This window comes from Rothia sp. HSID18069 (assembly GCF_003989155.1).
GTDB classification, from domain to species: Bacteria; Actinomycetota; Actinomycetes; order Actinomycetales; family Micrococcaceae; genus Rothia; species Rothia aeria.
The window spans coordinates 597,115-609,755 of sequence record NZ_RBMG01000001.1; the positions used below are offsets into that span (position 1 = coordinate 597,115).

The 12,641-nt window shown below is 57.8% G+C and carries 11 protein-coding genes; 3 read left to right on the forward strand and 8 right to left on the reverse strand.

Translation table 11 applies throughout. The annotated features are described in order from the left end of the window. Positions 1-151: 151 nt before the first annotated feature. The 7 genes from D8M41_RS02710 to D8M41_RS02740 form a co-directional block, all read right to left on the reverse strand. Positions 152-946 (reverse strand): DUF6318 family protein, encoded by a 795-nt coding sequence (locus tag D8M41_RS02710; protein ID WP_006887823.1) that lies wholly within the window; start codon positions 944-946, stop codon positions 152-154. Between the two features lie 130 nt (positions 947-1,076). After that, a complete protein-coding gene (locus tag D8M41_RS02715) occupies positions 1,077-1,679 on the reverse strand; it encodes a DUF6318 family protein (RefSeq protein ID WP_006887804.1) in 603 nt (200 codons plus the stop codon). 98 nt (positions 1,680-1,777) lie between these two features. Further along, positions 1,778-2,545, reverse strand: a complete 768-nt coding sequence (locus D8M41_RS02720; protein WP_126926349.1) for a DUF6318 family protein — start codon at positions 2,543-2,545, stop codon at positions 1,778-1,780. A gap of 57 nt (positions 2,546-2,602) precedes the next feature. Next, a complete protein-coding gene (locus tag D8M41_RS12125; protein WP_006887814.1) occupies positions 2,603-3,481 on the reverse strand; it encodes a DUF6318 family protein in 879 nt (292 codons plus the stop codon). Positions 3,482-3,613: 132 nt separating this feature from the next. Beyond that, entirely contained in the window at positions 3,614-4,357 is a 744-nt protein-coding gene (locus D8M41_RS02730; protein ID WP_023132872.1) for a DUF6318 family protein, read from the reverse strand. Between the two features lie 289 nt (positions 4,358-4,646). Continuing rightward, on the reverse strand, positions 4,647-5,456 hold the full coding sequence (locus D8M41_RS02735; RefSeq protein WP_006887799.1) for a DUF6318 family protein: 810 nt from the start codon (positions 5,454-5,456) through the stop codon (positions 4,647-4,649). Between the two features lie 159 nt (positions 5,457-5,615). Then, positions 5,616-6,395, reverse strand: a complete 780-nt coding sequence (locus D8M41_RS02740) for a DUF6318 family protein (protein ID WP_006887801.1) — start codon at positions 6,393-6,395, stop codon at positions 5,616-5,618. A gap of 166 nt (positions 6,396-6,561) precedes the next feature. Between D8M41_RS02740 and D8M41_RS02745 the strand changes: the two genes are divergently transcribed. Together D8M41_RS02745 and D8M41_RS02750 are read left to right on the forward strand one after the other, a co-directional pair. After that, complete coding sequence (locus D8M41_RS02745; protein ID WP_037287548.1) at positions 6,562-8,337, forward strand: dynamin family protein; 1,776 nt, start codon at positions 6,562-6,564, stop codon at positions 8,335-8,337. A gap of 1 nt (position 8,338) precedes the next feature. Continuing rightward, complete coding sequence (locus D8M41_RS02750; protein WP_023132866.1) at positions 8,339-10,168, forward strand: GTPase; 1,830 nt, start codon at positions 8,339-8,341, stop codon at positions 10,166-10,168. A 66-nt stretch (positions 10,169-10,234) separates the two neighbouring features. Here the strand turns inward: D8M41_RS02750 and D8M41_RS02755 are convergent, their stop codons facing one another. Then, on the reverse strand, positions 10,235-11,095 hold the full coding sequence (locus D8M41_RS02755; protein WP_081481252.1) for an IclR family transcriptional regulator: 861 nt from the start codon (positions 11,093-11,095) through the stop codon (positions 10,235-10,237). Positions 11,096-11,198: 103 nt separating this feature from the next. Between D8M41_RS02755 and leuC the strand changes: the two genes are divergently transcribed. Then, entirely contained in the window at positions 11,199-12,638 is a 1,440-nt protein-coding gene (leuC, locus tag D8M41_RS02760; protein ID WP_006887816.1) for a 3-isopropylmalate dehydratase large subunit, read from the forward strand. Positions 12,639-12,641: the final 3 nt, after the last annotated feature.

The following is a 12,641-nucleotide window of genomic DNA, read 5'->3' on the forward strand; positions in this document are numbered from 1 at the left end:
TAGCATGATTATAGCTTTTACCCACTCAAAAGTTGGGGATATGCAAGCCACTTTCATCTACTAAAGCATTCAGTATCCCAGCGGATTAGGCGGGCCCTTCCCGGCGGGGTACGCGCATCAGGGCACCCCGCTGGGAAGAGAATGGACGAACCTAGTTAATATCCATATTCAGATCCCAAATACCGTTCATATAGGTGCCTACAGCCTCACCAGACATGTAGATATGGCGTTTATCGGCGGGGGTATCCTGCAGCGTACCCTTACGGTAAATCTTCTCGCCCACGTCAATATTCAGCTTCACCTGCCAGTTCCACGAACCGCCAGCATACACCGGCTGCGGGGCGGTAATAATTAACGAGGCGGACGGCTTCGCATACCAGATCTTATCGGCCTCGCTTTTCTTCGTACTCTCCGCATAGCCTTGCAGTACGTTCTTTGCCTCAGCATTGAGGGTTACCGTATTAACGTACTGCATATCGCCAGTCTGCAGCAGATAATCCACCGCTGCCCCAAACCAGGCCAATGCGCCCGCGAACCCGGCTGCATTATCTTTTTTCATGGACTCAGGCTGAACTGGGATCGGGACATTCTGCGCCGGGTGTTCCTCGGTGGCAGCCATATATTCGCCGGGCTTGTCGTATTTATCAATCTTCGCTTCACCACTAAAGTCCTTTTTCTCCTCAACGGTGGGAGAAGCTGAGGGGGTGGCGGTGGCAGACTCGGAGGGAGACGCTGAAGGCGTCGCAGAGGCACTGGCAGTTGCGGTACGGGATGCGCGGGGAGATGCGCTCTGAACCTCAAATGTACTTGAGGAAGGCTCAGAAGGAGACGGTGCAGAGGCGGTGGTAGTGGTCTGCTGCGACTCAGAACTGCACGCAGCCAAAAAAGCTGCGCTGCTGAGACCAATGACACTAAGTGCAGTGCGCCGGGTCAAGGGGGATGACATGAGAGCTATACCTTTCAAAATTTTGGTTTGCGAGTGAATATTTCGGTGATTGCTATCGTGTCGTGATAGAGAATAGCATACCCTGAAGCATGATTGACGCAGGGCGCCACGCTTGGGCTGAACTCCGATCCTAGCGTTTCTTTGGTGTGCTCAGATTCCAGGACCCCTCAACATAGCGGCCCGTAATATCACCCTCGGATTGCACCAGTTTACGGTTCTGTGGAACCTGCGAGACTTTGCCGCGGATCAGCGCAAAATCACCCTGTTTCATGGTGAGCTTGGCGGGCCACTGGTAGCCATCAGTGTTCCTGATTGGGGCGGAAGTGGTGAGTTCAATAGTTACTGTGACCTCACTCAACCAGGTTTTATCGTCAAAAAGCTCCGCGACATCGGTGTAGCTTTTCAGATCTTCCCGGTCAAACCTGATGTCTTTCAGATGCTGGGAATCACCCGTGTTCATCATGTACTGCAAAGAAGCCGCGAAGTAGCAGATTGTTGCATGAAGCCCTGCCACGGAATTCTCGCCCATATTATCGGGTTTGATAGGAACTGGCACGTTCTTCGAGGGATGCTCCTGAGTTGCTGGCTCATAGGGGCCAGCGGAGGTGTCGTATCTATCAAGTTTCGCTTCGCCTTTGTAATCTGCCCCCACCCCGCACGAGGTGAGCGCAGCAACCACGCCGCCTACGCCAGCTAATCCCACCGCAAAGCGGCGTGTTACGGCAGGAAACATCGTTGTCCTTTCACAGATTTATAGAACCCTAAAACAAATGCAATGATAGTTTACGCACAAAATATGAGGGCGACAAAGCCCACCGTAATGGTTATGTATTATTGGGACGCGCGAGGGCTTGCCGACGGTGAAGGGTCGTCATCTTCATCGCCTTCCCACCGGAATTCCCAGCGCCCCTGCTGGTAATTGACAAGGCCAATAACCTCTTTATCGTAATGCTGGTCTTGAGGCGAAAGCTCCGTATATTTTCCGTCTTTTACCGCGAAAGAGCCCAGATCGTTAACGATGCGCAACGGCCAGCGGTACTGTGAGCCTTCCCGAGTGGGCTGCGGGGTAATGAGCACAATCTTGAAACTTGGGTTTGCGTACCAGAGCGTACCGTTTTTAGTTTCTGCTCCCATTTTCTCGAAACTTTTATAGCTCTCATTCGGCCATTTGAGGGCGCGTATGGGTGAGGGGTCTCCGGTGATATTGAGGTAGGTTAGGCACGCGGCGTAGTAGGCAATTGTGGCGTACATCCCCGCCACCGAATCTTCATACATGTGCTCCGGAACCACCGGCTTTGGTACGTTCTTGGCGGGATGCTCTTTAGTTGCTGGCTCGTAGGGGCCCGCCGACGTATCATATTTTTCAAGTTTCGCCTCCCCGCTGTAGTCCTTAGCAGCAGACGTGGGGGAGGCGCTTGGCGCCGCCGTCTCATCACTCTCAGGTGTGGTGCTCTCGGCCGCCGAGGGGTTCTCCGCTAGGGCTGGCTTGGCGGGCGCCGACACTATAGCGCCGGAGCACCCGCTGGTAAAAAGAACACTAGCGACCGAAAACATGCCCAAAACCGTGCGGCGAGTAATGGAAGAGGCCAACGCAGTCATCCTTTCCGGCCTGAACCGACCGTGAGGGGCGGAAGGTGTGTGGACACCTAGAAACAATTAGATGAAGTTGCCGCCACCTGATGATGAGGAAGAGGAAGAACTTTCGGACGGTGATGGGCTGCTAGAGGAAGACGAGGAGCTGCTGCTCGACGACGGGCTGCGGGTTGGCGAAGAGCTGCTGGAACTACGCGAATGCCAGATGATCGTCCAGTGCCCACCCTCGTATGTGCACACAGCCATTTGGCGTGATTCACCATACCGGCTGTATGAAGATAGTGACCTGTACTCACCATCTTTCACAATGAAAGGCCCCTGATCCGTCTTAGCGGTAAACGGCCACATATACTTATCGCCACTCTTTGTCGGCTCGGGGCTATTGAGGTAAATCTTCACATCGGGAGAACCGTACCAGCTTCGTTTCTCCCGGATGGGCGCACCTTTGCTTTCATACTCCGGCAATGTGTCTTCCGACAGACGTACCTCACGCAAAAACTCGGTTTCCCCGGTCAAATAGTAGTATTTCAAAGCTGCCGAAAGGTACCCTAACGCCGCTTTTAGGCCCTCGGTTGAGTTCTCGCTCATCTTCTCGGGCTTAACCGGTTTAGGTACGTTTCTTGCCGGGTGTTCCTTGGTGGCTGCCTCAAAGTTGCCCGCTGATGTGTCATATTTATCAATCTTGGCTTCGGAAGAATAGTCAGAACTACTCGACGAAGATGAAGATGATGATGAGGGAGAAGCCGAGGTAGACGAGGCCGAAGAGGAGCTGGGGGAGGCCTCGGAACTTGTTGTCGCAGGCTCGGAAGAATCACTCGAGGAAGGGGTGTGCGTCTTAACGGAAGTAGAAGAAAAAATAGAATTGGAACACCCTGAGACAGCAGCTATACCGGCTACGGTGAAAAAACCTAAAGCTGTGCGGCGCGTCACGTCGGAAGTCATATACCCAATCTTTCACTCGGCGAGGTTGAGATACATCAACTATACCGCCCGCACATCTGCCTGTGGGGGTGCGCCACCTTATAGCTTACGGCGAAAATCCTGGGAACCAGTATCAGGCGGTTCGTGTGAAGGTTATGCCGGGGCAGTGGTGCCAGCGGCAGCCTCCGGAACCTTACCGCGTGTCTCGGGCAGCAAGTCGTACGTCATACGCCACGAACCCTGGTCATACACTACAAACAGCGGGTCGGTATCGACCGCGAAATTAGATTTAAAATCTTCATAGATAGTGTTTGCGGCCCCCACCATCCGGGCCTGCGGGTCAAACCCCGGTGTGCACTTCCAGATGTAGGTGTTCTCGCTCTCGCCTTTTGTTGGCTGCTCAGTATCCAACGACAGGGTAAACGGGTGCGCCGTGGAGCTACGCAGCCATGCACCCTTCGCGTACAGTTCCCCCAGCTCCTTCGCATCCTCCTGGGACTGGGCGTCAGTGACCTTATTGAGCGCTGAAGCATCACCGGTTAATAGCAGGTAATTATGCGCGGCAACCCAGAACCCAATGAAGTTATACAGTCCCTCAACATTTGGTTCGGTCATACCGTGAGGCTCCTGCGGGACGGGCACATTCTTGGCTTTCGCATTGTCATTCCCGAGAACCACAGCCTCCACATCCCCAGAGTACGAGGTGAATTTCACGTCTCCCCGGTACCCCGGTGACTTTGTGGGCGCGGGGGTGAGGGACTGCGAGCCTGCCTGCGGCCGCTGCTCGTTAGCTGAGGTGGAGTTAATCGTATCCAGCAGGAAAGCGCCCCCCACTCCCACCGACGTCAGCCCCGCAGCAGCTATTGCAGTTCTACGGGTGAGTGCAGCGCGGGACATAGCGACGGCTCCTTTCAACGGGAATAATCCTCATTATTCTATACCTACTCTAGCGTGCCCACCCCTGTCATCTTGAGGCCACAAACCGGTGACTGCGCAGGCGCTTGTCTCACGCTGTTTTACCCCAACCTGCACTGATGCACACAAGGTGTTCCCGGGATTGTAAAACCCGGGGGATACGTTCAAAAAAATATATCTGGAACATCACATAGTTTATAGTCCACCGTACCTGAGGCACATTATGGGTCATACGCTACCGGCCCTAGAGCAGACGCACACTATTGTGGGTCTAGCGAGAGGCAGGAACGGTCACAACTTTCGCAGGAACCGTGGGAGTCACCTGGGGCAGGGCTGTGCGTCGGGGACTGGCTGACGGGTCGTACTGTTCAGCTGAAATAATCCACCACTGTTCACCCTCCCACATGCCGTACAGTTTACGCATTGCGCGGGCTTCCTCCGTGGGCAGGGCAGTATTCGTGTTAGCGGCAGCATTAACCAGCACACCGCTCTCTTGCTTCACTGAACAGGCCCAAGCGTACTTATAGCCCTTCTCATCCGGTTGTTTCTCGGTGAGGGAGACTGTCCACGAACCACCCACAATCCACTGCGTTGCACTCATGTACAACTGCTCATACCCCTGCAACTGTGCAATAGCGGGCTGGTTCTGCGGATGCACCACCTTCAATGCTGGTTTCATATCGCCTGTGGCTCGCGCATAATTGAGTGCCGCAATATAGTAAGCGAACGTGAATCTTAGTCCCGAGGTGTCCTCATCACGCATATAGTCGTACTCGGCGGGTACGGGAACATCTGTAGCTTTTGACTGCAGCGATGCAGGGTTGCCGGTAGGTGCCGCCGTTGACCCGGCTGAAGGCTGAGGGCCAGCGGATCTGTAATGCTGCCACAGCAGCTCCCCGGAGAGGTTCTCCCGGGTATCCGCGGTGGTGGCTTGAACACTGGAACCGTCTGCCGGTACACCTGCATTGCCTGCGGTGCGGGAAGAAGAACTAGAGCCGCAGGCGGAGAGCGCCGCAGCACCCAGCGAAGAGGCTGCTCCAACCAAAAAAATACGGCGTGAGGCAACAGCAGATCGAATCATGGTGGACTATCCCTTCTAAGAACACCGCAACTTGTATACAAAGCCTATGCGGTGCAGGGTAAAACCACAAACGAATACGTCGCCAGTTCTAGAGCTGTTACTCACATCCAGCTGCCCCGGGAAGGGGCGGTGTCAGCGGCGGTGCTCATTATGCGGCTGCTACCGGGAAGACGGGGACGCAGCGGATGCTGAGGGGGCCAGCGACTCCTTCGCCGCCGAAACCTCCGCATCATCCATCATCTGCCAACCGTTGTCACCGTATTTGACGAATACATCCGCCCGGCGGGTTGTACCGTACATATCGGTAAAAGATACGTTACGTTGTGCCTTGAGCAGGTACAGGTGAGCTTTATTATCGACCGTGTACATGGACTCCCAGCGGAATACCTCTGAAGAGCCGATCCGTACGGGCCTGTCAGTATTGAGAGTAATGCCGGTGGGGCGTTCAGTATCACACACAACCCACCCCTCATCACGAGAGTAAAGCTTCGAATAAATACCGATATTTGTGCTGTACTTATCGTTGCCTGGCAGAGCCTCAAAGAGAGAAATATCACCGGTAAGGTACATGTAGTTCTGCGCCGCGCACCAGTACTGCAGGAAGCTTAGAATGCCCTGTTCAGAAAGCTCACGCATATTTTCAGGTTCTTTAGGCTTAGCCACATTCCGGGGGCCGTGCTCCAATGTGCCAGCCTCAAACGGCCCATTTGCTGTCTCATAGTACTGGGCTGGCAGAACCACCGGACCGCGCACCTGCGAACCTGAGGCAGAGTCCACCTGGGGAGAAGCTGCAACTGGTGAAGGCGCCGCCGAAGAAGCGGCAGCAGGACGTTTATTCGCGGTAGAAATAGAAGAACCCGCGCACGCACTCAAAAGGGAGCCAGCTCCTACGATGGCAGTCTGCGTCAGGAGCGCGCGACGAGCAAAACTATGGTGCATTTATGGGGTCCCATCCTTATCGGTGATGCGGCCAGCTAATCGGGCCATAAACACTCGCGGCTAGCACTTACTACCGTAGCAGAAGGCACCCCGCACACGCATATTGGGAAGGTGCCTGAACCAGTCGGAGTATCATTGCACACACAAATCAGGATAAACTGTTTGCGTGCAACACACCGATTATACGCACCTTATGCGTGTGCGCGAACTACTCGCCCACTGTGATGTTCCCCTAGAAACCCTCAACGCGGACTTAGCCCGTGAACGTATTCGTGCGGCCAATAAACAACTTGATGACTATATTCTGCCGCGTGCTGGCAGCCTGGATGCTCCACTCACCGTGGTTGTGGGCGGCTCCACTGGTGCCGGTAAATCCACGCTGGTGAATTCGCTCCTTGGCGAGCCCCTCACCCGTGCCGGGGCCATCCGCCCCACCACCCGCCAGCCTGTTCTGCTGCACCGCGCCGAAGATGCACCCTACCTGGGATCCGAGCACTACCTGCCGAGCATGAGGCGTCATAGCGTTGCCGCGGGAGAAACAGTGCCAGGAGCTGACGCACACACTGAAGCCGATGTGCTGGTGACGCTACAGACCCAGACGGTACCGCCCGGCATCGCTCTTATTGATGCCCCAGATATTGATTCCGTCTCTGAACAGAACCGGCGGTTAGCTAAAGATTTGCTCTCTGCCGCCGACCTGTGGCTTTTTGTGACCACCGCCAACCGGTATGCGGACGCCGTGCCGTGGGAATTACTGCACCGGGCGGCTGAACGCAATATTACGGTGGCGGTGGTGCTCAACCGAGTACCAGAAGGCGCCGAACACGAAATAGAAGAAGACCTGCAACATATGCTCAGCGAAGCTGGGATCACCCCGGCACTGCTGGTGTGTATCCCCGAACAGAAACGCGATAACCGCGGCCTGTTGCCGCCTGCTGCCATAGACCAAGTGCGGAACTGGCTAGAGCAGCTGGGGGCAGACGCACCGGCACGCGCGGCAATCGCCCGCCGCACCCTCAGCGGCGCTATTAACGGGCTGAGCGAAGATCTGCAGGTTATTGCCGCAGAACAAAAATCCCAGCACGAGACGCTCACCCGGCTCAGCGCCGCAGTGGATGACGCCTACGACACCGCATTGGAGAACATCCGTGAGGCAGCCTCCGACGGTACGCTACTGCGCGGTGAGGTGCTGATGCGCTGGCAAGATTTTGTGGGCACCGGAGAGTTCTTCCGCTCACTAGAATCTGGAATCGGGCGCCTGCGGGACCGGCTAATCGGGATCATGCGGGGCACCCCCGCCCAAGCCGCAAAAGTGGAACAGGCGTTAGAGCACGGGCTGCACGCAGTGGCCGTGGACGCTGCCGCCCGTGCCGCCGAACAGGTACGGCGCTCGTGGGGATCAGAACGCCCGGGTGCGCTTCTTCTTGAGGAACACGATGCGGGCGTCACCGCCGAACAGGTGCAGACCGAGCAGAGCACATTCGAGACGCAGGTTGCGGAGCAGATCCGTGCCTGGCAGCAGGGAATCCTTGAGACAATCCGCGCCGAAGGCGCCGGTAAACGCCAGCGTGCACGCGTGCTCTCGCTGGGTGTTAATGCTGCCGCCGTGCTACTGATGGTCGCTGTGTTTTCCGCAACCGGTGGGCTGACCGGGCTGGAAATCGGCATCGCAGGCGGCTCCGGCGTGGTGGGATCTAAGCTTCTGGAGTCGGTATTCGGTGAGGACGCTGCCCGCCGAATGGCCCAGCGTGCCCGTACCGACCTCATCGAGCGGATGCAAAACCTGCTGGATGTACACCGGCAGCGGTTCACCGATTCCCTCAATACCGTTAATGCGGGGCCTGAGCCAGCCCAGGTTCTTGAGGCCGCACAGCAGACACACCGTATTGGTCATGAACTGGCCGTGGACGGCAGCCCCGCCGGCAAAGAAATAAGGGGGTAGCATGAGCGACGAACTCGTTCCTTCGAGCACCACCATGGCCCGCCAGCGAGGCGGCACACTCACAGAGCGTGCAGACTCGCTCAACGCCGCGCTTGAAGCAGGCCGTGGGCGTATCGAAACAACCCTTATAGAGCGTAGCGCCACGACCATCAGCCGTGCCCGTGAGCGCCTTAGCCTCTCAGCCGAGCACACTATCGTGGGGTTTTTCGGGGCGACTGGCAGCGGTAAATCTTCCCTTTTTAACGCTGTGGCGGGCCAAAAACTTGCCCGCGCCGCCCATACCCGCCCCACCACGGTCACCGCGCAGGCCGCCGTATGGGGCAGGGAAGGCAGCGAAGAGGTCCTTGACTGGCTTGGAGTCTCTGAACGGGTGTACCCGCTGGAAGACCCCGCCGAAGCACCTATAACACCTGAAACGTTGGTACCTGAGACACCCAGCGCCGCCCTGAATGAGACCAGGGTGCCCGCCCCCGGGCTGTGGAACCGCATCCGCACCATGGTTGGTAAAGGGCAGACCCACACCCGCTCCGGCGGGCTAATCCTGCTGGACCTACCCGATTTCGACTCGGTACGCCGCGATAACCGTGAACTGGTAGAACGCATGGTGGGGTATGTGGATGTGCTCGTATGGGTGGTAGATCCACAGAAATACGCGGATGCGGTGCTGCACCACGAGTTTATCGAGCCCCTAGCTGCACACGGCGGCACGATGCTGTGCGTACTTAACCAGTCAGATCTGCTGGATGCACACGACCTTCCCCAGGTACTGGACTCCCTGCGGCAGCTGCTGGTTCAGGACGGTATTAGCCACCACTTGCTGGCTGAGCCGATCGCGGTTTCAGCCCGCACAGGTGCCGGGCTGGACTCCCTCAAATCGTTACTGGGGCAGGTGGCTGCCGCGAAAAGTGCCGCTTTGCAGCGGGTTACTGCCGACCTGGACGCTATCCACGGCGAGCTTTCAGACCGTGACGGCGGCCCGGTGGAGGCCTCTATTAGCGAAGAGTCGGTGGATACACTCACCGCCTCATGTTTCACAGCCAGCGGCGCGGGTACCGTGCTGGATGCAGCGGTTAGCTCCTACAAGCGCCGTGCCGGGGCGCGCACCGGGTGGATAGCGACCCGCTGGGTTGCTAAATTCCGGCCCGACCCGCTGAAGCGCCTGCACTTGGGGTACGCGGACGGCTCTGATACGCGACAGGACACCGCTGTTGATGAGCTGTTTGATGCGGAACCGGGGCAGCCTTCAGCGGCTCCCGCGCACCTGGTGGCCTCGTCATTACCCCCGCTGAGCCCAGCGCAGCGGGCATCCGTGGCGAACTCGGTACGTGCATTTGGTGCCGAAACCGCACACGGTATTGAAGAGCCCTGGAACAGCAGTATTCGTAACGCCGCCCTAGAACACGAACAGCAGCTGCCTGCCGCATTTGAACGCGCTATAGCGGGTGTTGACTACCGCACGGACCGGCGTCAGTGGTGGTGGGCGCTCCTGAATAGTGTGCAGTGGGTGGCGTTGCTGAGCGCTCTAGCGGGGGTGCTGTGGCTCACCGGTATGGCGGCAGCAGCATACTTTCAGGTGCCGCTTCCGCCACCGCCCACACCGGACGGCTCACCCGTGCCGGTGCCTACTCTGCTGCTGCTCTTAGGGGTGCTATTAGGGATTGTGGCTGCAGGGGCAGGGCGGGCGCTTACCGCCATGGGCGCGCGAATATACCGTCAAAGGATACAGCGCGCCCTTACCCGGGGCCTTGAAGCCGCTCTCAACGAGCAGGTTGTGCACCCCGTCGAGAACGAAATAATGCGCCTGGAAACTTACCGTAACCACCTGCGGTAGCATCACGCGGTACGGAGAATACTCCGAACCAAGGCGTGCCGGGTTGGTGGTCTGCGTCGCCGCGTGCTAGCTGGCTCGTAACGCTGCGGTGAGCGCGGCGGCGGCCTCAAGAACGGCCTCGGCGTACATGCGCCCGGGCTGGCGGCTCATACGGTCAATAGAGCCAGCGATCGAAACTGCGGCGATAACCTTCCCAGTGGGGGAGTACACCGGGGCCGATACCGATGCGGTACCGCGCTCGCGCTCACCCACAGACTGCGCCCAACCAATACGCCGCACCGAGGCGAGCATTGCGGCGCTAAAATGCGCATTGCGCAGCCCCTCAATAATGCGGCCTTGGTCTTCCCAAGCCAAAAGAACCTGCGCTGCTGAACCGGCTTTCATTGAAAGTTGGGTACCCACGGGAATGGTTTCGCGCATACCCACGGGGCGTTCCGCAGAGGCCACGCAGACACGCCAGTCACCCTGACGGCGGTAAATCTGTGCCGACTCGTTGGTGGCGTGCCGTAGCTTATCAAGTACCGGTGCGGCGGCAGCCAGCAGCTGGTCTTCGGCGGTGGCGGAAGCAAGCTCCGACAGACGCGGCCCCAGCATAAAACGCCCCTGCACATCCCGTGCCACAAGACGATGGTGGGTGAGTGCAACAGCGAGACGGTGTGCGGTGGGCCGGGCAAGGCCCGTGGCGTTCACCAACTGTCCAAGAGTTACCGGCCCCGCCTCAAGGCAGTCTAGAATGAGGGTGGCTTTGTCAAGCACACCCACGCCGGAGGAGCTGACCGGCTCAACCTCAACCACCCGCTGATCGTCCCTGAGCGTCTGCGGCGCCTTAAGCGGCGCCGTGACCGGAGGAACACTCCTGGTGGCATGATGAGACCCGGTAGGTTTACGAGATGAAGGTGATGTGTGATTGTGTGCGGATACGGTCATACTTTCAGTGTATCTCAGAATGTGGAAGATACGTTGTACTGTGTAGACTCCCCATCAAAACAAAATCATGATGAGTACACCCCAAGCACCAATAGGAGGAAAAATGGCGGCTCACCCCGGTCCGCGAACTCTCGCGGAAAAAGTGTGGGACAGCCACGTGGTGGTACCCAGCGAAAACGGCAAACCCGATTTGCTGTACATCGACCTGCATCTCGTCCACGAAGTCACCTCACCCCAGGCGTTTGAAGGGCTGCGCATTGAGAACAGGCCCCTGCGCAGGCTGGATCTGACAATCGCCACCGAGGACCACAACACCCCCACCGAGAATATCTTTTCAACTATTGCGGACATCACCTCACGTACTCAGATTGAGACTCTGCGCCGTAACGCCGCTGAATTTGGGATGCGAATCCACCCCCTTGGAGATAAAGAACAGGGAATTGTGCATGTGGTTGGCCCGCAGCTGGGGCTGACCATGCCCGGGCTGACCGTGGTGTGCGGCGATTCGCACACCTCAACCCACGGTGCTTTCGGAGCGCTGGCCTTTGGGATTGGCACCTCTGAGGTTGAGCACGTGATGGCCACCCAAACCCTGCCGCTGGCGCGTTTTAAAACCATGGCCATTAACGTTGAAGGCACTCTCAAACCGGGGGTGACTGCTAAGGACATTATTCTGGCCGTGATTGCCCAGATTGGAACCGGGGGCGGTCAAGGCTACGTACTTGAATACCGTGGCTCGGCCATCCGTTCTCTGTCGATGGAAGGGCGCATGACCATCTGCAATATGTCGATTGAGGCAGGTGCCCGTGCCGGCATGGTTGCGCCCGACGAAACCACCTTTGAGTACGTCAAAGGACGACCGCATGCACCCACGGGGCAGGACTGGGATGAGGCGGTGGCCTACTGGAAGACCCTGCCCACCGATGAGGGGGCCGTCTTCGATCAAGAAATCTACATTAATGCGGATGAGCTGGAGCCTTTCGTCACCTGGGGCACTAACCCGGGCCAGGGTATTCCCCTGAGCCAGGACGTGCCGTCCCCCGATGACTTTGAGGACGAGAACGAAAAAGCCGCCGCCGCCCGTGCCTTAGAGTACATGAACCTCACCGCCGGAACTCCAATGAAGGACATCCCGGTAGACGTGGTTTTCTTAGGCTCCTGCACCAATTCACGTATTGAAGATCTTCGGGCTGCCGCCAATATTATTCGCGGCCGTACCATGGCACCGGGGGTGCGGATGATGGTCGTTCCCGGCTCACAGAAAGTTCGTGCACAGGCCGAAGAAGAAGGCCTCGATAAGGTTTTTAAAGATTTTGGCGCAGACTGGCGGTTTGCCGGATGCTCCATGTGCCTGGGCATGAACCCCGACCAGCTGGCCCCGGGGGAACGGTGCGCCTCCACCTCAAACCGCAACTTTGAAGGGCGGCAAGGCAAAGGCGGACGCACCCACCTTGTCTCACCCCTAGTCGCCGCCGCCACGGCGGTGCGCGGGACCCTTTCCTCCCCATCTGATTTGTCTGACTACCAGCCTGCGGCGGCCTAAGGA